The following is a 21514-nucleotide window of genomic DNA, read 5'->3' as shown; positions in this document are numbered from 1 at the left end:
GTATCTGTTGACAAGAGGTCTCGACTGCGCTCGACCTGACAATAATGGCAAACTTTTACGGTTAAGAGGATTGTGAGCCCAAAAGCAGTTGCAGGGCAATGTTATTACCCCAGAGCGCAGTCGAGAGGAATGTCACACCGAGCGCAGTCGAAGGGTATGTCACCCCGAGCGCAGTCGAGGGGAATGTCACCCCGAGCGCAGTCGAGGGGTCATTTCACTTGTATCTCCACCACAAATCCCTCGTGGCCGCGCACGTTAAAAACAGTACCGTCTTCGAATAAGAGATACTGCCCTTTTATACCTTTTAATACTCCTTCATAAAAAGGAGCTTTACCCAGGTTTAGAGTTTTCACCTTTTTTGGAAATTCCAGCACCGGGAATTCGATTTCGGTTTCCTTGTTGCTGGCCAGGTAATATTCCCGGGCTTCTTCGGGGATATACTGTTTTAAATTTTCGCGAATTTCAGCTAAATCAAGATCCAGCACCTCATTGGTAAGCATTTTACGCCAATTGGTTTTATCTGAAACGTGATCTTTCAAAGCTACTTCAGTAATTCCGGCGAGATAGCGATTTGGCACCTCTACAATTTCAATGGCTTCGTGAGCCCCCTGGTCTATCCATCGCGTGGGGATTTGCGTACGGCGGGTTACCCCTACCTTCACATCGCTTGAATTGGCCAGATACACCACGTGCGGTTGTAACTGCACGCTTTTTTCGAATTCCAGATCGCGGTCTTCCTCATCGAGATGAGCCTTACTCAGCTCAGGGCTTATCACCCAATCCCCGGCCTGCGGAATACTGGTAAAACAATCATAACAATACCCCTGACGAAAAATCTTTTTTTCCAGGCCGCAATTAAGGCATTGAAACCTCAGGAAGTTAATGCTTAAAGTCTTGTTGAGCAACTGATTTAGATTGAGAAAATCGTTCTCAAAATTGAGGTAATACTGCACCTTATCGGTAATTTCAGTTCTCATTTTGGTAAGCACCCCTTCGTATCTCATATATTTTTCTGTATTTTTAACCAAACTGGAGTTGCAGGCTTCAGGCTTTCAGCTAAATTTAACCAACCAACCATCGCTGATGCATTGTTCAGCGTAAAGATAAAATAAATAATGCCAATTCCCTTAGTAAACTCCATCGCCTCCTGGTTTCTCAAGAAGCGCATTCATCAAATGGAGTTGTTTATTAAATACCCTCACGAAGTTCAAAATGAGCTGCTAAAGCATCTTATTTCCAAAGCTAAACATACCGAAATTGGCAAAAAATATGATTTTGGTAAAATAGGAACCTACGCCGAATTTGCCAGGCGCGTACCGGTGCAACAGTATGAAGACTATCAGGATTGTATTGAGCGCAGCCGCCAGGGCGAAACCAATATTTTCTGGCCCACACCCATAAAATGGTTTGCAAAATCCAGCGGAACTACCTCGGCCAAGAGCAAATTCATCCCGGTAAGTGAAGATTCTCTCGAGCTTTGTCATTATAATGCCGGTAAGGATTTGTTGTGCATGTACCTCAATAACAATCCGCAGTCGCAATTGTTTACCGGGAAAAGTCTTAGATTGGGAGGCAGCCAGGAGATCTATAAAAACAACGGCACTTCTTACGGGGATCTTTCGGCTATTCTTATAGACAATATGCCGTTTTGGGCCGAATTCAGTTCTACTCCCAGCAATGAAACCTCGCTTATGCACGACTGGGAAATTAAAATGCCGGCCATTGTAAGCGAAACCGTAAAGGAAAAAGTTACCAGCCTGGCCGGGGTCCCCAGCTGGATGTTGGTTTTGCTGAATAATATCCTCGAAAAAACAGGAAAAGAAAACATTTTTGAGGTTTGGCCCAGCCTGGAGGTTTACTTCCACGGCGGGGTGAGTTTTGAACCCTACGCGCTGCAGTACCAGAAGATTTTACCTAAAGAAGATTTCAGGTATTACGAGATTTACAATGCTTCTGAAGGTTTCTTCGCCTGCCAGGATCAAAACGATTCCAAGGAGTTATTGTTGATGCTGGACTACGGAATTTTCTATGAATTCATTCCAATGGATACCTACGGAAGTCCTTCAGAAAAAGTGATCCCGCTTTCTGAAGTGGAAACCGGCAAAAATTATGCAGTGGTCATCACCACCAATGCCGGACTTTGGCGCTATAAAATTGGCGATACGGTACGGTTCACCTCTACCAGTCCTTATCGCATTAAGGTTTCCGGAAGAACCAAACATCATATAAATGTTTTTGGCGAGGAGCTCATCATAGAAAATGCTGAAGAAGCTCTGAAAAATGCTTCGCTGGTCACCAATTGCGAAATTGTAGATTATACGGCCGCTCCCATTTTTATGGAAGGAAAGGAAAAAGGCGCTCACGAATGGATTATTGAATTTAAAAAACCACCCCGGGATTTTGAAAAATTCAGGCTTGAATTAGACAAAGCCTTGCAGCAGGTAAATAGCGATTATGAGGCCAAGCGCTATAATAATTTCACTCTGAATATGCCTCAAATTCATCAAGCCAGAGAAAAGCTTTTTTATGATTGGTTGAAGAAAAATGGAAAATTAGGCGGGCAGCATAAAGTACCCAGGCTCTGTAATAGCAGAGATTATGTGGAAGAATTGCTTAAAATGAACAAGTTAGAAGGCATTCCGGGGGATTGAATCCCAAGAATGCCTGAAATTTTACAGTTTTGCTGCAACTTTTTTTACCGCTGCAATAGTGGCATCTAAATCTTCATAACTCAGGGCCTCGCTAATGAACCAGGTTTCATAAGCGCTGGGCGCCAGGTAGATTCCTTCCTGCAGCATTCCGTGGAAGAATTTATTGAAAATTCCATTCCCCGCCGATTTTGAAGCAGAGTCAAAATCTACCACCGGATCTTTTCCAAAATGCACCGAAATCATCGAGCCTACACGATTAATAGTAAAATCGATTTTATTGGTATTCAGGGCCTGTTCTATTCCTTTGTGCAGGTATTCGGTTTTTTCATCTATGCTTTTAAAAATCCCGCGATTTGAATCCAGCTCGGTAAGCATCGCGAGCCCTGCAGCCATTGCCAGCGGGTTTCCGCTTAGAGTTCCGGCCTGGTAAACCGGGCCAACCGGTGCCAGGTAATCCATAATTTCATTTCTCGCGGCGAATGCTCCCACAGGCAGGCCACCTCCAATTACTTTTCCAAAGCAAACAATATCGGCTTTTACGCCAAGTCGCTCCTGCACGCCCCCGGCCGCAAGGCGAAATCCGCTCATCACCTCATCGAAAATCAACAAAATATCGTGAGCATCGCAAAGCTGTCTTAGGCCTTCCAAAAAACCTTCTTTAGGTGGAATACACCCCATATTACCGGGTACGGGTTCAATAATGATACAGGCAATCTCACCAGAGTTAGCTTCAATTAAAGACTTAACATTTTCCAGGTCGTTGTATCTGGCCAGCAAGGTATCTTTTGCGGTACCCTGGGTCACCCCGGGGCTGTTAGGAGTTCCAAAAGTCACTGCACCACTCCCCGCCTGAATGAGAAAGGAATCGCTATGCCCGTGATAACAACCGGCAAATTTTATAATTTTCTCCTTTGCAGTAAATCCACGAGCCAATCTAACGGCGCTCATACAGGCCTCGGTGCCTGAATTCACAAAACGAATTTTATCGATATTCGGCACCATTTTCACCGCCAGTTCGGCGATTTTGGTTTCGATTTCGGTGGGAGTACCAAAAGAAGTTCCTTTTCTGGCTTTTTCTACTACCGCCTCTACCACCGGTTTATGCGCGTGTCCCAGGATCATGGGACCCCAGGAATTGATATAGTCTATTAATTTATTTCCGTCTTCATCGTAGATATAGGCCCCTTCAGCTTTTTCAATAAAAATGGGCTCCCCGCCCACTGCTTTAAATGCCCTCACCGGAGAATTCACTCCCCCGGGAATCACTTTCTGTGCTGAAGCGAACAACTCGCTGCTTCTTTTATAAATCATATAATCTATTTACTTATTTAGATGAACCCAGGTACAGAATCTGGCCAATGGCCAGGTTAGTACCGTTCAAATTATTTTTTCGTTGAATTTCTTCCACGCTCATATTATACCGGCGTGAGATGGAATATAGAGTATCTCCCTGTTGAACCCGGTATTCTATATCGTTTTGGGAGTGGTTATTTTTAGCCAACACCGTTCCCGGCTGCCCTAAAACCTCGGCATCGTAGAGATAGAGTTGGTAGCGTTCAATTAAACTAATGAGCTTATCGGGGTATTTCCTGTCGGTAGCATAGCCCGCATTTCTAAGTCCGCGGGCCCAGGATTTGTAATCATCTGGTTTTAGGTCAAAAAGCGAGGCATATCGCTGCCGGTGGGCCAGGAATAGGGAATGATCTCTAAACGAATGGCTGGGATGCGCATATTTTCTGAAACATTCACCCCGGGCATCATCATCGTGGTAGACTTTTGCACCTTTCCAATCGTGACATTTTATTCCGAAGTGATTATTGGCGCGGCGGGTAAGGTCGCCATTGCCTGCACCCGATTCCAAAATACCCTGTGCCAGGGTTATACTGGCCGGAATTTTATACTCCCGCATCTCGTCCTGCGCCATTTTTGCGTAAGTAGCAATATACTCATCAACACTAATGCGATGTGAAGGCGCCGTAAAAGTTTGATCGGTGGAAGATGATGAACTTTCCCGGGTCTCTCCCTTAGGCTCGGCCCATTGGCGTTCCCGCTCCGGCCTCTGCTCTACCTCCTTTTTCCGGGTACCACAGGAAGCCACCAAAACACCCAAAATTGTAATTATAAGCAGACGTTTAATCATATCAGTTTCTAATTAAGGGCAAATTCTTTTTCTTCAAAACATTGTTCATCCCGGAAATGCCCTGAAGTCCACCCGTATGAATGGCCAGAATTTTTGAGCCGGGAGGAAAATAATCCTTCTTTATAAGGTCAAAAATACCAAAAACTAATTTGCCAGTATAGATGGGATCCAGCTGAATTTTAAAATTTTCCCTGAATTCGTTGATAAAAGCTATCAATTCCTCATTCACTTTCGCATAACCCCCAAAAGGATAATCTGTAATCAACTTCCAGTTTTTTTTATTACTGAATTTCTCAATTTCTGCGAAAAGAAAATCTCCTTTAAGAGCCGGAAAACCCAGGCATATTTGGTTTTCGGCTGAAGCGTTTATAATTCCGCCTATAGTACCCCCGGTTCCCACGGCACAGGCTATAAAATCAAAATCATTATCAACCGGGTTTAAGATTTCCTCGCAGCCCTTAACCGCCAGTGCATTGGTTCCACCTTCGGGAAGCAGGTAAAAATCGCCAAATTTCGACTTTAACTTTCCCAGGAATTCTTCAGAATTTTTCTCTCTATACTTCTCTCTATACTTCCCTCTACTTACGAAATGCAGCTGCATCCCGCAGGAATCGGCGAATTTTAAGCTTGAATTTTGCTGCAGCGTTTTTTGTAAGTCCCGGCCTAATTCTTCGCCCCTAATCACTCCAATCGTTTTAAATCCGGCAAGCCTGCCCGCAGCGGCAGTAGCGGTGATATGATTGGAATAGGCCCCTCCAAAAGTTAGCAGGCTGTTTTTTGCCAGTTTTTGGGCTTCAAGCAAATTGTATTTCAGTTTTCTGAATTTATTCCCCGAAACTTCAGCGTGTAAGCGGTCTTCCCGTTTTAGGAAAAGGGAGATTCCCCCGGGGAATTCGGCTATAAACTGATTTTCAGAAACTACAGCTTCAGCAAAAAAATTCTTTAGATTCATTCTGCAAATATCCAAAAAAGAAAGGGCTTACATAAACTGCAAAAAGGCCCAGAATTTGCGATCTTCAAGATAATCTTCTTTCATCTCCTGGGAATAGGCTTCCCGCTCAAAACTCAGGTTTTTATAGGCCAGCATCCGGTCTTTGTAATAGTAAAGTTTAATAAGGTATTCGGTGATATACCAGATATAAAAAGGCAGGATAAAGAGCTCAATCTGCTGCCGCAGGTGTATGCGCTCGTGATTGATAAAGGTTTTATCGGCTTTCAGGCTCTTATCTTTCAGGATCACAAAGGGCCAAAGGCTCATTCCTTTAAAATCCTTTCCCAGCAAATATTTGTTAACGATGAGAATCACGAATTGAAGATAAGAAATTGTACTTTTACGCTATGAGTTTTGTTAAAAAAAGAATCCCTCTTGAAGAAGGAGACTATTATTTAACCCCCGAAGGCTACCGTTGTTTTACTGAACAATATCATCTTAAACGAGGTTATTGTTGCGAAAGCGGCTGCCGGCACTGCCCCTATGGCTATGATCCCAAAACCAATAGCCAAAAATAAACTATCTCCCGCTTTTTAAGCTTAAGGAATTCGCAGGCTTTTCTATCTTTGTTTAGCAACTATCTATCAAACTACACAAAATAGACGCAATGGATTTCAAATCTCAAATATTACAGGGAATTCCCGATAAATTACCTGCTCCCAAAGCATACGATCCAAATGTAAATCACGCTCCAAAAAGAAAGGCGATCCTTAACGAGGAAGAAACCCAACTGGCCCTGGAAAATGCCCTGCGTTATTTTAAACCCGAACATCACGCTGAGCTTTTACCGGAATTTAGAGAAGAATTGGAGAAATACGGCAGAATTTATATGTATCGCTTTAAGCCCGGTTATGAGATTTTCGCCCGTAATATTGAAGATTATCCCGGGAAAAGCACCCAGGCAAAGGCCATTATGCTAATGATTCAGAATAACCTGGATCCCAGGGTCGCACAGCATCCTGACGAATTGATCACTTACGGTGGCAACGGGGCGGTATTCCAAAACTGGGCCCAATACCTGCTTACAATGCGCTACCTGGCCGAAATGGACGACGAGCAAAGCCTGGTGATGTATAGCGGGCATCCTATGGGCCTTTTCCCTTCACATAAAAATGCGCCCCGGGTTATAGTGACCAACGGGATGATGATTCCAAATTATTCCAAACCCGACGACTGGGAAAAATTTAATGCCCTTGGCGTAACCCAATACGGGCAAATGACAGCGGGAAGTTATATGTACATTGGTCCGCAGGGCATAGTACACGGCACTACCATTACTGTTTTAAATGCCGGAAGAAAAATCTCTAAAAACAATGAAGGTCTTGCCGGAAAACTATTTGTCACCTCGGGACTCGGCGGAATGAGCGGGGCCCAACCCAAAGCCGGGAATATTGCCGGCTGCATCACGGTTTGTGCCGAGGTGAACCCTAAAGCTATCAACACACGCCATAGCCAGGGCTGGGTAGACGAAGTTGTCGAAAATCTGGATGAACTTTGTACCAGAGTTACAAAGGCTAAAAATAATAAGGAGGTAGTTTCTATTGCCTACTCCGGAAATATCGTGGAGGTGTGGGAGAAATTTGCTGAAGAAAATATCTACGTAGATCTTGGCAGCGATCAAACCTCGCTTCACAATCCCTGGGCAGGCGGTTATTATCCCGTAGGTTTAGGATTTGATGAAGCCAACGAGATGATGGCCAATGACCCTGAAACTTTTAAACAGAGAGTTCAGGAGAGCTTGCGAAGACAAACCGCTGCGATAAATAAACATACCGCAGGAGGCACCTATTTCTTTGACTACGGAAACGCTTTCTTGCTGGAAGCCGGCCGCGCCGGGGCCGATATTTTTGCCGAAAATGGACGTGATTATAAATACCCCAGCTACGTGCAGGATATTATGGGGCCCATGTGCTTTGATTATGGCTTTGGACCCTTCAGATGGGTATGTGCTTCGGGGAAAGCTGAAGATCTGGAAATCACCGATGCCATAGCCACAGAAGTGCTTCAGAAGCTTAAGGAGGATTCGCCGGAAGAGATTCAGCAGCAAATGGCCGATAATATTCAATGGATTCAGGGCGCACAGGAAAACAAGCTCGTGGTGGGCTCGCAGGCCAGGATACTCTATGCCGATGCCCAGGGACGTATTGCCATCGCCAAAGCATTCAACGATGCTATTGGTGAAGGAAGGATAGGGCCCGTGGTTTTAGGCAGGGATCATCACGATGTCTCGGGAACCGATTCTCCTTACAGAGAAACCTCCAATATCTATGATGGTTCACGCTTTACGGCCGATATGGCGATTCAAAACGTAATTGGCGACAGTTTTAGAGGCGCTACCTGGGTTAGTATTCACAATGGCGGTGGCGTAGGTTGGGGAGAAGTAATAAACGGAGGATTTGGTATGGTTCTTGAAGGTAATAGGGAGTCTGAAGAGCGCTTAAAATCTATGCTTTTCTGGGATGTAAATAACGGAATTGCCCGTCGAAGTTGGGCCAGAAACAAAGAAGCTGTTTTTGCTGCCAAACGCGCGATGCAGCAGGAACCCCGTTTACAGCTTACACTTCCCAATCTTGTAGATAAAGCCCTGTTTGGGAAAATAACCTAAAACTAAGATCTTATGAAATTTCTAAAAATTACTCCGCTATTATTGCTGCTTGGCCTTCTTTTTACCTCCTGTAGCAGCGTAAGAGTAGCTTCCGATTATGACAGGGAAGCCAATTTTAACTCTTATCAAAGTTTCGCCTTTTTCAAACCCGGGATAGACAAGGCTGAAATTTCAGACCTTGATAAAAAAAGAATTCTAAGAGCCATAGAAACCGAGATGCAGGCCAAAGGTTTTACCAAGTCTGATAATCCCGATCTTTTGGTAAGCATTTTTACCAAGACCAACGAAAACATCAATATCTACCAGAACAATATGATGGGCTGGGGATACGGCTGGGGATGGCATCCCTGGTACTGGGGTTCGGGCTTTAATACCGTAAACCGTACCAGCGAAGGCACTTTATATATAGATTTGATCGATGCCGAAAAAAAGGAACTGGTTTGGCAGGGAATGGGAACCGCAGCTTTGGCCAGAGAAGTGAATAAAAAACAGGAACGTATCAACGAAATAGTGCGCAAGATCCTGGAAAAATATCCTCCCGGAATTGGGAAGTAGAAAAAGAAAAATTCAGTGAAAAGCTCCTTTTTTTAGGAGCTTTTTTATTTTACATCTCTAAATTTTAGGATTTTCATAATTCGGGGCTAAATGCGTATCTTTAGATTCCATTTTCTATAATACCAGATTATGTTAGAACAAATAGAATCGAATGAGATCCTGGACCGGTTACCGGCCCATCTTCAGCAATATATAAAACCGCAGAATTACGATGACTACACCCCTATTAATCAGGCGGTGTGGCGCTATGTGATGCGAAAAAATGTGGAATACCTTAGCAAGGTAGCTCACGAATCTTATCTCGAGGGTTTAAAGCAAACCGGAATTTCTATAGACAGCATTCCCAATATGTACGGGATGAACCGTATTTTAAAAGAAATTGGTTGGGCGGCTGTAGCCGTAGATGGTTTCATTCCCCCGGCGGCATTTATGGAATTCCAGGCTTATAATGTTTTGGTGATAGCCAGCGATATTAGGCAGCTCGAACATATCGAATATACTCCAGCCCCCGATATTATTCACGAAGGTGCCGGCCACGCCCCTATTATCGCCAATCCTGAATATGCCGAATACCTACGCCGTTTTGGGGAAATTGGGTGTAAAGCCATTTCCAGCGCCAGAGATTATGAAATTTATGAAGCCATAAGGCATTTGTCAATTATAAAAGAAGCCGAAGATACCCCCCAAGAAGAAATAGAGGCCGCCGAAAAAAAGGTAGATGAGCTTCAAAAGCAGGAAGCCGAGTTAAGCGAGATGGCCCAAATACGAAATTTACATTGGTGGACGGTGGAGTATGGCCTTATAGGCACTCCTGAAAATCCAAAAATATATGGAGCGGGACTGCTATCCTCCATCGGTGAAAGCGCCTGGTGTATGACAGATAAGGTTAAAAAATTAGCCTATAATCTGGAAGCCTGTAAACAGGATTTCGACATCACCAAGCCTCAACCTCAACTTTACGTAACTCCAGATTTTGCTCATCTAAGCCTGGTACTCGAAGAATTTGCCAATAAAATGGCATTAAGAAAAGGCGGATTAGAAGGATTGAATAAACTTATAGATTCAAAAAACCTTGGCAGCATAGAATTGAGTACAGGCTTACAGGTATCTGGTGATTTTAGCCGGGTTATAGCCCACGAAGGCAATGTGATTTACTTTCAGACGAATGGAAAAACAGCCCTGTCTTATCGTGAAAAAGAACTGGTAGGTCACGGTACACATAATCATCCCGATGGTTTTGGATCCCCGGTGGGTAAGTTGAAAGGTATCAACCTGGCAATTGAAGATATGAGCCCCCGTGACCTGAAGGCTTATAATATTTATGAAGGCGAAAATGTAGAACTGGAATTTGAAGGTGGTATCAAAGTTTCAGGAGAGATTATTACCGGCACCCGAAATCTTCAGGGAAAGATCATCTTAATTAGTTTTAAAAACTGTACGGTGACCTATGGGGAACAAAGCCTGTTTAAACCTGAATGGGGGAAATATGATATGGCGGTAGGTAAAGCAGTAGTTTCTGCATTTGCCGGCCCGGCCGATGTTCTTTCCTTCAACCTGATAACCCACAAACCGGGCAGCAGCACAATTAAAAGCAAAAAAACACCAGAGCGTGAAGAACTGGAATCTCTTTATGCATCGGTTAGAAATATAAGGGAAGGCAAAGATGCCAAATTTTCGCTGCAGGCCGCCTTTGATCTTGTAAAACAGCATCATAAAAAAGACTGGTTGCTTTCGGTTGAAATCTATGAGCTCGCTGCCGGAAAAGACGAAAAACTGGCGACCGAAGTTCTGGAATATCTTGAGGAGGTAAAGACCAGGCGACCCGATATTTCTCATCTCATAGATGGCGGGATAAGCCTTATAGATTCAAATTTGGTCGCTTAGAGTTTAAGTTCTTCCAGGCCACGGGCATCATTAAACTGCCGGTCACCATATTCGAGCGTCCAACCCATTGAGCTGGTAAGGATATAAATTTTTTGGAGCTCGCTTATTAGGCGGTTTTCTGCATTCGATTTTAGTGTGGAAGCCTCCACTTTTTCCAGGATAGAAGCTTCGATACGCTGGCGTATTTTATTATGATCTTCAGCCTTAAACTGGTTGAGATAATCCTGGGTTACATCGTAATATTTGATCTCGGGATTTATGCTGATTTCCTCTTCGGGGATATAAGTGATGCGTACAATTTTATTTTCCTCATCGATCTCGGTTTCTAATTTACTAAGATCATAGGCCACCGTGGCAGTTGCATTGACCACGATAAGAGCCTTTTTGCGGGCAGAGAATATATCGAGGTAGAATTTACGGGAGTCGTTATAGGAATACACCTGCGAGAAAGTACCTTCGGTCACCACCAATTTACCTACATTTTTAATTTGCTCTCTGATTAATTCGGTATCGGCATCGAGACGGTCCCGGTTTTCGTTTCTGTTTTCACAATATCTAAATCCTAAGAACAGGATTAAAACCAGGATGGCACCCATTAAAAAATTACGCATAGCTTTATTTTTCAACTAAAATAGGAAATAGGATGGGTTTTTGAAGAAATTCAGGGGCTTATAAAAACTTATGGACGGCCCCACCCGTCCATAAGCTGTTATTCTAAAATCTACCCCAACAAATTTTAGATTGGTCCTCTTTTCATTTCACCGAAAGTTCTTTTAAAACGACCTTCTATGAAAATTAAAGATTCATAGCTAAAATTACAAAATATCAATATTCAAAAATTAATTTCAGATTAAATTTATAAGGAACAACTGTTAAGCTTTACCTAAAATTGAAGATGCGGATATCTTTCCTGTAGTTTAGAGATTTTCTGCTGAAGTTTTTGGAGGAATTTTTTATGAGCTTCAGAGTCTTCATCAAATGGTCTATGAGCCAGGCCTTTTCTTACCGAATCTACTTCAGGCAAAATAGTTCTACAGGCTTCAGAAAAATAGCTCTCGCTAAATCTTTCCCAGATATAATCGATAGCCTGGGCTGAAGGATGAATCATATCTTCCGCATAAAACCTGTAATCCCGCAATTCATCCATCATAATTTCATAGGCGGGAAAGTAGGAGATTTTATCACCGGGCGTTGAATTCAGGAAGTCGTGAAGGGCGCTAATAAGCTTAGCCTTGCTTTGCTGATTTTCTACAAATCCGTCTTTGAGGTGTCTTACCGGGGAAACCGTAAAGAGTATTTGCAATTCAGGATTAATGGAAAGCAAAGCCTGTTGGATTCTTTCTAACTGAGCCTGAATTTCGGCAGTTGACAATAATGATTTTTTAAATTCCCGCTGCGGCACTTTATGACAGTTAGCCACCAGCACATCTTTTTCGAGATGGCGATACGTCCAGGCCGTTCCCAAAGTAATTGCAACAAAATTTGCAGATTGTAAAAATTCCCGGGAATTTCTCAGAGCAAGATTTAGTTTTTGAAGCAACAGATCTTTATCTGCTGAGCTAAGCGAGGAATGTGCCTCAAAACAATGCCATCGCTCGCTATGAAAAAAAATATCCTTTTCAGTATAGGAATGATTTTCAGTAAGTTTTTCCAGAAAATTGGCAATGGCCTGTGGGTGAAAAAGAATTCCGAAGGGATTCAACATATGTTGAAAACCAAAATAAGCCAGCTTTTTCCCGATATTCTCTACAAAGCAGGAGCCCAGCAAAAAGATGCGGGAATGCATCTCTATTGCGGGCTCTCTTTTTTGAATTGGAATACGGGTTCTGAATTCCATCGATTTATAATTTTGCTGAAAACCTATTTCAGGTAATTCTGGGCTTCTTTCAGGGCCTGGTCTATACCACCGGGATTTTTACCTCCGGCTGTGGCAAAGAATGCCTGGCCACCGCCACCTCCCTGAATATGTTTTCCAAGCTCTTTTACAATTTTGCCGGCGTGCAGTTCTTTCTGCTCTGCCAGTTCTTTAGAAATATAGCAGCTTAACAGAGCTTTCCCGTTTTGATCGGCCGCCAGCAATAAGAATAAATTATCGAATTCGCTTCCCAGCTGGAAGGCCAAATCTTTTATTCCGCCGGCATCCAGGTCTACTTTTTTCGCCAGGAAATTAATGCCCTGAATTTCTTCGATTTCAGCCTTAAGCTCGGTTTTCAGATTTTTAGCCTTGTCTTTTAACAGGCTTTCAAGCTGCTTCTTAAGATCGGCATTTTCATCCTGCAGGTTCTGAACTGCCTTCACTACATCTTTCGGGTTTTTTAAGACCGATTTCACCTGCTCCAGATTATGGCTTTGACCAGCAAAATACTCTTTCACCGCATCGCCGGTAATCGCCTCAATTCTGCGTATTCCACTGGCCACTGCAGCTTCAGCTGTAATCTTAAAAAACCAGATCGCAGAGGTATTCTTAACGTGGGTCCCTCCACAAAGTTCCATCGAGTCGCCAAATTTTATCGCCCTTACCGAATCGCCATATTTTTCACCAAAGAGCGCTATAGCTCCCTGAGAAACCGCTTCCTCGTAAGTAAGTCCCGTTTTTTCATCAAGCGAAATGCCTTCTGCTATTCGTTCGTTTACAAATTCTTCAACTTTTTTAAGTTCCTCGCTGGTCACTTTTCCAAAGTGAGAAAAATCGAAACGTAAATAATTGTCTTTTACAAGAGAACCTTTTTGTTCCACGTGAGTTCCCAAAACACTTCGCAAGGCCTGGTGCAATAAATGCGTAGCCGAATGATTGGCCTCGGTTTGCGCTCTTTTTTGAGAATTTACTACGGCCAGTAATCCTTTTTGGGGATTTTCGGGCAGGTTTTTTAGGAAGTGAACAATCAGGTTATTTTCTTTTTTGGTGTCCAGCACCATATATTTTTTCCCGGAAGCATCTTCCAGATATCCCGTATCTCCCACCTGGCCACCGCCTTCGGGATAGAAAGGGGTTTTATCAAGCACCACCTGGTACAGGGCACCCTGTTTTTTGGTTTCCACCTTTCTATAACGGGCGATCTTTACATCTTCCTGCAAATTATGATAACCGGTAAAGGCATCTTCCTGCACCTCTCCCAGTTCCTGCCAGTCACCGGCAGTAATTTGAGTAGCGGCCCGCGATCTGTCTTTTTGCTTTTTTAATTCGGCTTCAAATTCGGTCTTATCGAGCTCATAGCCCCTTTCCCGTAAAATAAGGGCCGTTAAATCTATGGGGAATCCAAAGGTATCGTACAGCTCAAAGGCTTTCTTTCCTGAAATCTTTTTATCCCGGCTTTCCTGCATTAAATTTTCCAGGAGCTGCAGTCCCTGGTCCAGGGTTCTAAGGAAAGATTGTTCTTCTTCTCTAATTACATTAGTGCAAAGATCCTTTTGCGACCTAAGCTCGGGAAAGGCCTCTCCCATTTGTGCACTAAGGCTTTCAACCAATTTGTAAATAAATGGCTCCTTGGCATTAAGAAAGGTAAATCCGTAGCGGATGGCTCTTCTCAAGATTCTGCGAATCACATAACCTGCTCCTGTATTGGAGGGCAATTGTCCATCGGCTATAGAAAAACTTACCGCCCGCAGGTGGTCGGCAATTACGCGAATGGCGACGTCTATTTTTTCATCTTTTCCGTAGGTATTCCCGGTTACCTCTTCAATTTTGGCAATAAGCGGGGTAAAAACATCGGTATCGTAATTGGATTGTTTTTGCTGAAGCACCATACACAGGCGTTCGAAGCCCATCCCGGTATCTATATGTTTGGCGGGCAATTCTTCAAGCGAGCCATCGGCTTTGCGGTTGTACTGCATAAAAACCAGGTTCCAGATCTCCACTACCTGCGGGTGATCGGCATTTACCAGTTCGCGGCCGGGTTGTTTGGCTTTATCGGCTTCAGAGCGAATATCGATATGAATTTCGCTACAGGGCCCGCAAGGTCCCTGGTCGCCCATTTCCCAGAAGTTATCTTTTTTATTTCCGTAGATAATACGGTCTTCAGGAACTATTTTTTTCCAGAGCTCAAGAGCTTCGGTATCCAGGCCGAGCCCATCATCTTCACTGCCTTCAAAAACCGAAACATAAAGATTTTCAGGATTGATTTTAAAAACCCCGGTCAATAATTCCCAGGCCCAGGAGATGGCTTCTTCTTTGAAATAATCGCCAAAACTCCAGTTTCCCAGCATCTCGAACATGGTGTGGTGGTAGGTATCCATTCCCACCTCTTCCAAATCGTTGTGTTTCCCACTTACCCGAAGGCATTTTTGAGTATCGGTTACCCGGCTATGTCTTGGCACGGTGTTTCCCAAAAAATACTCTTTAAACTGGTTCATCCCGGCATTGGTAAACATTAGAGTAGGATCGTCTTTGATCACCATTGGTGCCGAGGGGACGATTTCGTGAGATTTGGATTTAAAAAATTCTAAGAATTGTTGGCGTATTTCCTGCGATTTCATCAAAACCTTGAGATCTAAAATTTATTAAATTGCGAAAGCTTTAAAACAATTTTTATATTTGTTCGTTTAGCCTTTAAATTCAGCACAATATTTGCTGAGTTGGATGGCAAAAATAGCATAAATTTGACTCATGTCGAAGGTTAAATATTATTACGACAGCGAAAGCCTTTCTTATAAAAAGATAGAGCGCCGTAAAGGTCGTCGCCTGGGGATTGCGTTGTTGAGTGTGGTGGGAGCTTTTCTTGCCGGCTTCCTGCTTTTGGTTATTTATCTCAACATTCCGCAGATTGAAACTCCAAAGGAAAAAGCTCTCAAACGGGAGCTTGAAAATATGCAATTGCAATATGGCCTACTAAACCGAAAGATGGATCACATCCAGGAGGTTTTAGCCAACGTCGAAGACCGCGACAACAATATCTACAGAATGTATTTTGAGGCGAACCCCATTCCTGAGGAGCAGCGCCGTGCCGGTTTTGGTGGTATAAACCGCTATAGAGACCTGGAAGGTTTTGATAACTCAAAACTCATCGTGGAAACTTCCCGAAGAATGGATATACTCACCAAGCAAATTGTGGTACAATCAAAGTCTTTAGATGAAATCGCAGAACTGGCCAGGGAAAAAGAAAATTTACTGGCTTCGGTTCCGGCTATTCAACCGGTTAAAAATGAAGACCTTAGTCGAATCGCCTCAGGTTACGGCTGGCGAACCGATCCTTTTACCAAGGTTAGGAAATTTCATTACGGGATGGATTTTACAGCCCCTCGGGGCACTCCGGTTTACGCCACCGGTGATGGCCGGGTTACCCGTGCCGATAACCGTTCTACGGGCTACGGAAATCATATTCGAATTGACCACGGCTTTGGCTATACCAGTCTTTACGCTCATTTATATAAGTATAATGTTCGGGTAGGCCAAAGAGTGCAGCGCGGTGATGTGATAGGTTTTGTGGGCAGCACCGGCCGTTCCCAGGCGCCGCACCTGCACTATGAGATTTTTAAAGAAGAAGACAGGATAAACCCTATCAATTTCTACTACGGAAATCTATCGCCTGAAGAATTTGATGAAGTCTTAAAACAGGCCCAACAGGAAAACCAATCTCTGGATTAATGCATATTAATTTACCCGAAAAACGATATTACAGCATTGGTGAAGTGGCCGCTGCATTTAAGGTGAACACCTCGCTTATCAGGTTTTGGGAGAAGGAATTCGATGCGATAAAACCAAAGAAAAATGCCAAGGGGAATCGAATGTTCACTCCCGAAGACATCAAAAATCTGGAGCTGATTTATCACCTGGTTAAAGAACGGGGATTCACCCTTGAAGGTGCCAAAATTCATTTAAAAGAAGAGAAAAAGAAAACCCTGAATAATTTTGAAATTATTCGTAAGTTGGAAAATATTAAAGCAACCCTTACCAACCTAAAAAATCAATTATAATATGAAGAAGTGGCTAATTCCCGCTATTATTATCGCAATTGTACTTTTTGTGATTTACAGCCTTACTGCAGGTTTTAACAATACCGCGGTAGCAAAAGAAGAGAATGCAAAAATGGCCTGGGCCAATGTAGAAAGCTCCTACCAACGAAGAAATGACCTTATTGGAAACCTGGTGCAAACCGTACAGGGCGCAGCCGATTTTGAAAGAGGAACCCTAACCGATGTGATCGAAGCCCGTTCCCGTGCCACTTCGGTAAATGTAGATGCCGAAAATTTAAGCGCAGCTCAAATTCAGCAGTTTCAACAGGCGCAGGCCGGGGTGAGTTCAGCTCTTTCGCGGCTTTTGGTTACCGTAGAGCGCTATCCCGATATTAAGGCCAACCAAAACTTCCTCCAACTGCAATCTCAGCTGGAAGGTACCGAGAACAGGATCAATGTCGCCAGAGATCGTTATAATGAAGCGGTAGCCGATTACAACACTTACATAAGAGTGTTCCCGAATAATATGTTTGCAGGCCTGTTTGGCTTTGATAGAATGGAGCGCTTCCAGGCCGATGCCGGTGCAGAAACCGCTCCCGATGTAGAATTTGATTTCAATTAAGATGAGTAAAACCGAAGAATTTCTTAGCAAGAAAGATGAAGAGGAAATTGTAGCCGCAATTCGTGAAGCCGAAAGCAATACTTCGGGGGAAATTAGGGTGCATATTGAAAAAACCGCCGGAGATCAGGACATTTTTGAACATGCGATGGAAATTTTTCATCAGTTAAAAATGGATAATACCAAGGAAGAAAACGGGGTTTTGATCTATGTAGCGGTTGAAGATCACAATTTCGTAATCTATGGCGATAGAGGAATCAATGATGTGGTTCCACCAGATTTCTGGGAAAGCACTAAAGATGCCATTGTAGCCCAATTCAAAAAGGGCAATTTTAAACAGGGACTGGTAGATGGAATTCTAAAAGCCGGGGAACAGCTAAAAAAACATTTTCCCTGGTCTCCCGATCTCCCTAACCAGCTCACCGACGAAATCTCGAGAGGATAGTATGCCTTTACTTTTTAGACCAAAACTTATTTTATTACTCCTGCTGGCGGGTTTTTCGCTGCAGGTAAATGCTCAAAGGGATATTCCGCCAAGACCCTCGAAGCAAACCAGTGTCTATGATGAAGCCGGGATGCTTAATGCAGCTGAAAAGCAGCAACTCGAACAAAAGCTCATCAATTACGCCGATACTACCTCTACACAAATTGTAGTGGTGACAATTAAATCTCTTCAGGGAGAATACGAAGGCACCTATGCGGCTCATTGGGCCGATGAATGGGGCATTGGCCAGGCTAAGGAAGACAATGGCCTGCTAATCCTGGTAGCCGAACAGGATCGCAAGATCTGGATGACCACCGGCTATGGCCTGGAAGAGTATCTCACCGATGCCCGCAGCAAGCAGATTATCGAACAAATTATTCTGCCTGAATTTAGAAACGGGAATATCTATGCCGGGTTGGACAAAGGCACCAATGCGGTTTTTGAGGTTTTAGCCGGCACCTTTAAAGGCACACCTCAACGACGCAGTAATTCTGAAGGCACTCCCCTGCCTATGCTCATTATTTTTATCATTTTTATCGTGATAATTGCTTCCCTGAGCAATCGGGGCGGAGGTAGAAACGGAGGTCGCAGAAGTACCGGCGGCACTCTTTTAGACGCCATTATTTTAAGTTCTCTGGGCCGGGGTAGCTTTGGAGGGGGCAGCTCTGGAGGAGGATTTGGAGGCGGCGGCGGATTTGGAGGCGGCTTCGGTGGCGGTGGCTTTGGCGGCGGCGGCGCGGGAGGAAGCTGGTAGTTTTAGTTCGCAGTATTTTAGAAGGCAGTTTGCAGCATCCCGCTATTGTAAATTATAGAATACCTGAAAAATAAAAAACCCTCCGGTAAGGGAGGGAATTTTGGCATATTCAGGCATCTAATTAAAATCTTCCCCGGTTGTTTTGATTGGGATCTTTCCCACCGAATTTGCTAAACTTATAGGTAAAGCTCAGCATAAAATATTGTTGTAATACCAGTTCCTGGGTATCCTGTATAAAGTCGTCTCCGGTAAATCTTCGGGTTGCCACGTTTTGATCAAGTAAATCGAATACTTTCACTTTTAGAATTCCGTCGTCTCCCAGGAGTTTGTAACCTAAACTTGCATTCCACAGGTAAAAGGAATTCTGAAAACCGGGGGCCGCATTACCTATATAGTTATAGGAAATATCACTTCCGAAGACAAAATCTTCAGGCCAAAAAGAGGTGATGGCCAATGAAGCCCTGTGATTGATAAAATTCTCTTCCCGGTTGTTATTAATGCTATAAGTCGCGTCAACAATTTCCATAGAATAAAATGGCTCTATGGTTAAAATTTCACCCAGACTATACTCAACGCCCAGGTTTGGGGTTAAACTGAAAGTTCTTGAAGAAAATTCCTGGCCATTGGTAAATCCAATATTTCTTCGGAAGTTTCCATTAAAACCACCTCTCATTTTAACTGAATTTCCATTCTCGAATTTAAAGGTTTTATCCCCGCTAAGTCCCCCGTAAAAATCATAGGCTCCATCAAGGTTGGTGTAGGTGGTTTCCCGCACCAGGTCTTCGCCTACATTAGAAATGGTCACCACCTGGTCGTCTACCAAACTTCCTCCCATATAAGCGTAGAATCCGCTGCGGGTTTTAAAGTCGTAATTATTGAAATTAAAGTAAAAACGATGCCTTAAAGACGGCCGTAATTCGGGGTTACCGGTTACTATATTCAAAGGATTAATCGTATTGGTCACCGGCTGAAGCTGCGTTAAGGATGGGGTATCCCAGCTATTGTTATAGTTGAAAAACAAGGTCTTTCCCTGTCCCATACTGTACCTGAAGAATACTCTGTTGAAAAAGTTATTGTAGGTATTATCGATACTGGTTTGCGTAAATAAATCTTCGTTTTTTAATCGAATACTCTGAAATCCTCCTGAAACCGTAGCTCTTAATTTTTCACCATTATAGGCTAAACCGGCGCTGGGATTATGATTAAAACTCTCACTTTGAAAATCGTTGCTCAATTCGTCGATGAGGTTTTCATATTCCCCATTCCCGGTGGCATCATACACCAAACGCTCGTTTCGTCCATCCTCCTTTGAAAAATTATAACTGAGATCCAGCATTAATTTATCGGTAAGCGGAATTCGGCTCGAGAGATCCAAACTATAATTATCGCTGCGATTGTCTTCAGAAATTAACTGATCCTGAATTTGGGTTTCCACAGGATTCCCCTGCCCGTCAAAAATTTCCCTTTCAGAATAGAAATTATTATCCTGGTCCCGGCGATTGTTCTGGTTTCTAAAACCTAAACTATAATAGCCTCCATTGCTTCCAAATTTTCGGGTTACATAAAGATTATTCGAAAAATTCATCGAATTCACCTGCGAAAAATTATCGGTAAGGGCGGTGTTTATGGGCGTCCCATCGGCCTCTACAGATTCGGTAAAAGATTGATTGGAAGACCTCCCATTATTAGCCACTAAATTTGGACGCACCGAAATTCGGGTAAGGGTATCGGGATGAATTTCAAAAGCCAGGTTAAACCTATGATTATCATTAACCCGGGTTCCTTCAGAAGTTGAATTATTGAAGAAATGCCTGTCTGGCAAAATATTTTCCCGTTCGGTGATGCTGGCCGTTTGGTTATCGGCACGGTTGTAAAAATAATTGGTAGAAATTTCGGTTTTATCGGGCCATTCGTGTACGAAACTAAACCCGGCATTATCGCTTCGGGTAATCCCGTTGGTATTGCCAAAGTCGTTTCCGTTAATGCTAAAAGCGCCATTTCGATTTCGGGTAATAGAATAGGCATTTCTACCCATCGCGTCATAAACCTCATCGAAACTAAATCCAGAGGAATTAATGTTATTGGAACTGGCGAGAACGCTTACCCGGGTTTCATTTTTAAAATAATTGGCAATTCCGCTTAATTCGTAGCGATCATCGGTGCCTGCCCCGGCGGTAAGCCTGGAAAAATACCCCCGGTTTTTGTCTTCGTCTATAGTGATATTTATGGTTCGGTTTTCTGAATCGCCTTCTTTGCCGGTAAATTCTTCAGATCGGGTTTTGCTGTCTACCACCTGTATCTTGTTGATCAATTCCTTCGGAAGGTTTTTGGTGGCGATTTGCGGGTCATCTCCAAAGAACTCCTTGCCGTTTACCTTGATCTGGGAAACCGGAGTACCATTTACAGTGATGCTCCCATCGGTAGCGACTTCCACTCCCGGAAGCTGTTTTAGCAATTCTTCAAGATTGGCATCTTCACGGGTTTTAAAAGACGCAGCATTAAATTCAAGCGTATCCTTTTTGATGGTTACCGGTGCGCGGTTCCCGGTAAGAGTGATTTCGCCCAAACTGTTATCGGCTATTTTCAGCTGGATATTGCCCAGATTATTATTTTCTGAAGATAATGTTTGACTATAGGTATTAAACCCGGCATAGGAAATCATAAGGTTTACCTCGGGAGCTTCAGTCTTTGCTGAAAGGGTGAAATTTCCGCTTTTATCAGAAATGGTATAGGTCACCAAACTGCTATCGGCTGGTTTTTCGAGATATACGGTCGCCGATTCGAGCGGAGCCCCGTCGGGGTCGGTAACTTTTCCGGAGATTTCAAAATTTTGCGCAAAAACACTGGTGCTTAGAAAAAGCAGGAACAGAGAGAAGAGAATTCTCATTTAGATTTGGAGTTAAGATTAAAAATATAAGGCAGCATTCTGCCTTTCCAACTAT

19 protein-coding genes are annotated in these 21514 nt (G+C 43.4%); 10 read left to right on the top strand and 9 right to left on the bottom strand.

Going from position 1 to position 21514, the window contains the following annotated elements:
* Positions 1-209: 209 nt before the first annotated feature.
* The gene (locus ACW6QP_RS03495; protein WP_457909458.1) at positions 210-1004 is read right to left on the bottom strand and encodes a DUF2797 domain-containing protein; all 795 of its coding nucleotides are present in this window, start codon (positions 1002-1004) and stop codon (positions 210-212) included.
* Between the two features lie 111 nt (positions 1005-1115).
* Between ACW6QP_RS03495 and ACW6QP_RS03490 the strand changes: the two genes are divergently transcribed.
* A complete protein-coding gene (locus ACW6QP_RS03490) occupies positions 1116-2651 on the top strand; it encodes a GH3 auxin-responsive promoter family protein (RefSeq protein WP_457909457.1) in 1536 nt (511 codons plus the stop codon).
* A gap of 21 nt (positions 2652-2672) precedes the next feature.
* On the opposite strand, the gene hemL is transcribed toward ACW6QP_RS03490, so the two are convergent.
* Genes hemL through ACW6QP_RS03470 form a run of 4 tightly spaced genes read right to left on the bottom strand, consistent with a single transcriptional unit; the run spans position 2673 to position 6097 of the window.
* Positions 2673-3962 (bottom strand): glutamate-1-semialdehyde 2,1-aminomutase, encoded by a 1290-nt coding sequence (hemL, locus tag ACW6QP_RS03485; RefSeq protein WP_457909456.1) that lies wholly within the window; start codon positions 3960-3962, stop codon positions 2673-2675.
* Between the two features lie 13 nt (positions 3963-3975).
* The gene (locus ACW6QP_RS03480; protein ID WP_457909455.1) at positions 3976-4791 is read right to left on the bottom strand and encodes a glucosaminidase domain-containing protein; all 816 of its coding nucleotides are present in this window, start codon (positions 4789-4791) and stop codon (positions 3976-3978) included.
* A 1-nt stretch (position 4792) separates the two neighbouring features.
* Positions 4793-5743 carry a 1-aminocyclopropane-1-carboxylate deaminase/D-cysteine desulfhydrase gene (locus ACW6QP_RS03475; protein WP_457909454.1) on the bottom strand — a complete coding sequence of 317 codons (951 nt, stop codon included), beginning with the start codon at positions 5741-5743 and terminating at the stop codon, positions 4793-4795.
* A 27-nt stretch (positions 5744-5770) separates the two neighbouring features.
* The gene (locus tag ACW6QP_RS03470) at positions 5771-6097 is read right to left on the bottom strand and encodes a hypothetical protein (RefSeq protein WP_457909453.1); all 327 of its coding nucleotides are present in this window, start codon (positions 6095-6097) and stop codon (positions 5771-5773) included.
* 32 nt (positions 6098-6129) lie between these two features.
* On the opposite strand from ACW6QP_RS03470, the gene ACW6QP_RS03465 reads away from it, so the two are divergent.
* The 4 genes from ACW6QP_RS03465 (at position 6130) to ACW6QP_RS03450 (ending at position 10826) form a co-directional block, all read left to right on the top strand.
* Positions 6130-6300, top strand: a complete 171-nt coding sequence (locus ACW6QP_RS03465; protein ID WP_457909452.1) for a DUF5522 domain-containing protein — start codon at positions 6130-6132, stop codon at positions 6298-6300.
* A gap of 89 nt (positions 6301-6389) precedes the next feature.
* A complete protein-coding gene (locus tag ACW6QP_RS03460; protein ID WP_457909451.1) occupies positions 6390-8387 on the top strand; it encodes a urocanate hydratase in 1998 nt (665 codons plus the stop codon).
* Between the two features lie 12 nt (positions 8388-8399).
* Entirely contained in the window at positions 8400-8942 is a 543-nt protein-coding gene (locus ACW6QP_RS03455) for a DUF4136 domain-containing protein (protein ID WP_457909450.1), read from the top strand.
* A 129-nt stretch (positions 8943-9071) separates the two neighbouring features.
* Positions 9072-10826 (top strand): aromatic amino acid hydroxylase, encoded by a 1755-nt coding sequence (locus ACW6QP_RS03450; RefSeq protein ID WP_457909449.1) that lies wholly within the window; start codon positions 9072-9074, stop codon positions 10824-10826.
* Here ACW6QP_RS03450 and ACW6QP_RS03445 read toward each other — a convergent pair.
* From ACW6QP_RS03445 to alaS, 3 genes are all read right to left on the bottom strand, one after another.
* Positions 10823-11437, bottom strand: a complete 615-nt coding sequence (locus ACW6QP_RS03445; RefSeq protein ID WP_457909448.1) for a DUF4230 domain-containing protein — start codon at positions 11435-11437, stop codon at positions 10823-10825. The genes ACW6QP_RS03450 and ACW6QP_RS03445 overlap by 4 nt on opposite strands.
* 272 nt (positions 11438-11709) lie before the next feature.
* Entirely contained in the window at positions 11710-12663 is a 954-nt protein-coding gene (locus ACW6QP_RS03440; protein WP_457909447.1) for a GSCFA domain-containing protein, read from the bottom strand.
* A 23-nt stretch (positions 12664-12686) separates the two neighbouring features.
* Positions 12687-15299, bottom strand: coding sequence for an alanine--tRNA ligase (gene alaS, locus ACW6QP_RS03435; RefSeq protein ID WP_457909446.1), 2613 nt, complete (start codon positions 15297-15299; stop codon positions 12687-12689).
* Positions 15300-15429: 130 nt separating this feature from the next.
* Here alaS and ACW6QP_RS03430 point away from each other — a divergent pair, with 130 nt between their 5' ends.
* The 5 genes from ACW6QP_RS03430 to ACW6QP_RS03410 are packed head-to-tail and all read left to right on the top strand — an operon-like array spanning position 15430 to position 18572.
* Positions 15430-16407, top strand: a complete 978-nt coding sequence (locus ACW6QP_RS03430; protein WP_457909445.1) for a M23 family metallopeptidase — start codon at positions 15430-15432, stop codon at positions 16405-16407.
* The gene (locus ACW6QP_RS03425; RefSeq protein ID WP_457909444.1) at positions 16407-16736 is read left to right on the top strand and encodes a MerR family transcriptional regulator; all 330 of its coding nucleotides are present in this window, start codon (positions 16407-16409) and stop codon (positions 16734-16736) included. Before ACW6QP_RS03430 ends, ACW6QP_RS03425 begins: the two co-directional genes overlap by 1 nt.
* A gap of 1 nt (position 16737) precedes the next feature.
* Positions 16738-17337 carry a LemA family protein gene (locus ACW6QP_RS03420; protein ID WP_457909443.1) on the top strand — a complete coding sequence of 200 codons (600 nt, stop codon included), beginning with the start codon at positions 16738-16740 and terminating at the stop codon, positions 17335-17337.
* A gap of 1 nt (position 17338) precedes the next feature.
* On the top strand, positions 17339-17779 hold the full coding sequence (locus ACW6QP_RS03415) for a TPM domain-containing protein (RefSeq protein WP_457909442.1): 441 nt from the start codon (positions 17339-17341) through the stop codon (positions 17777-17779).
* Position 17780: 1 nt separating this feature from the next.
* Positions 17781-18572 carry a TPM domain-containing protein gene (locus tag ACW6QP_RS03410; RefSeq protein WP_457909441.1) on the top strand — a complete coding sequence of 264 codons (792 nt, stop codon included), beginning with the start codon at positions 17781-17783 and terminating at the stop codon, positions 18570-18572.
* 121 nt (positions 18573-18693) lie between these two features.
* On the opposite strand, the gene ACW6QP_RS03405 is transcribed toward ACW6QP_RS03410, so the two are convergent.
* Positions 18694-21459: an outer membrane beta-barrel protein gene (locus tag ACW6QP_RS03405; protein WP_457909440.1), complete on the bottom strand. Its 2766-nt coding sequence runs from the start codon at positions 21457-21459 to the stop codon at positions 18694-18696.
* Between the last annotated feature and the right edge of the window lie 55 nt (positions 21460-21514).

This window comes from Salegentibacter haimaensis (assembly GCF_054121495.1).
The sequence above is the reverse complement of the archived record's forward strand: the minus strand, read 5'-3'. Positions and strand labels throughout refer to the sequence as shown.

What these genes read in the sequence shown, in the direction of transcription:
- ACW6QP_RS03480 (WP_457909455.1), bottom strand. Translation starts at nt 4,791, where the DNA reads ATGATTAAACGTCTGCTTATAATTACAATTTTGGGTGTTTTGGTGGCT.
- ACW6QP_RS03410 (WP_457909441.1), top strand. Translation starts at nt 17,781, where the DNA reads ATGCCTTTACTTTTTAGACCAAAACTTATTTTATTACTCCTGCTGGCG.
- ACW6QP_RS03440 (WP_457909447.1), bottom strand. Translation starts at nt 12,663, where the DNA reads ATGGAATTCAGAACCCGTATTCCAATTCAAAAAAGAGAGCCCGCAATA.
- ACW6QP_RS03490 (WP_457909457.1), top strand. Translation starts at nt 1,116, where the DNA reads ATGCCAATTCCCTTAGTAAACTCCATCGCCTCCTGGTTTCTCAAGAAG.
- ACW6QP_RS03495 (WP_457909458.1), bottom strand. Translation starts at nt 1,004, where the DNA reads ATGAGATACGAAGGGGTGCTTACCAAAATGAGAACTGAAATTACCGAT.
- ACW6QP_RS03420 (WP_457909443.1), top strand. Translation starts at nt 16,738, where the DNA reads ATGAAGAAGTGGCTAATTCCCGCTATTATTATCGCAATTGTACTTTTT.
- ACW6QP_RS03415 (WP_457909442.1), top strand. Translation starts at nt 17,339, where the DNA reads ATGAGTAAAACCGAAGAATTTCTTAGCAAGAAAGATGAAGAGGAAATT.
- ACW6QP_RS03465 (WP_457909452.1), top strand. Translation starts at nt 6,130, where the DNA reads ATGAGTTTTGTTAAAAAAAGAATCCCTCTTGAAGAAGGAGACTATTAT.
- ACW6QP_RS03455 (WP_457909450.1), top strand. Translation starts at nt 8,400, where the DNA reads ATGAAATTTCTAAAAATTACTCCGCTATTATTGCTGCTTGGCCTTCTT.
- alaS (WP_457909446.1), bottom strand. Translation starts at nt 15,299, where the DNA reads ATGAAATCGCAGGAAATACGCCAACAATTCTTAGAATTTTTTAAATCC.
- ACW6QP_RS03425 (WP_457909444.1), top strand. Translation starts at nt 16,407, where the DNA reads ATGCATATTAATTTACCCGAAAAACGATATTACAGCATTGGTGAAGTG.
- ACW6QP_RS03430 (WP_457909445.1), top strand. Translation starts at nt 15,430, where the DNA reads ATGTCGAAGGTTAAATATTATTACGACAGCGAAAGCCTTTCTTATAAA.
- ACW6QP_RS03445 (WP_457909448.1), bottom strand. Translation starts at nt 11,437, where the DNA reads ATGCGTAATTTTTTAATGGGTGCCATCCTGGTTTTAATCCTGTTCTTA.
- ACW6QP_RS03450 (WP_457909449.1), top strand. Translation starts at nt 9,072, where the DNA reads ATGTTAGAACAAATAGAATCGAATGAGATCCTGGACCGGTTACCGGCC.
- hemL (WP_457909456.1), bottom strand. Translation starts at nt 3,962, where the DNA reads ATGATTTATAAAAGAAGCAGCGAGTTGTTCGCTTCAGCACAGAAAGTG.
- ACW6QP_RS03405 (WP_457909440.1), bottom strand. Translation starts at nt 21,459, where the DNA reads ATGAGAATTCTCTTCTCTCTGTTCCTGCTTTTTCTAAGCACCAGTGTT.
- ACW6QP_RS03475 (WP_457909454.1), bottom strand. Translation starts at nt 5,743, where the DNA reads ATGAATCTAAAGAATTTTTTTGCTGAAGCTGTAGTTTCTGAAAATCAG.
- ACW6QP_RS03460 (WP_457909451.1), top strand. Translation starts at nt 6,390, where the DNA reads ATGGATTTCAAATCTCAAATATTACAGGGAATTCCCGATAAATTACCT.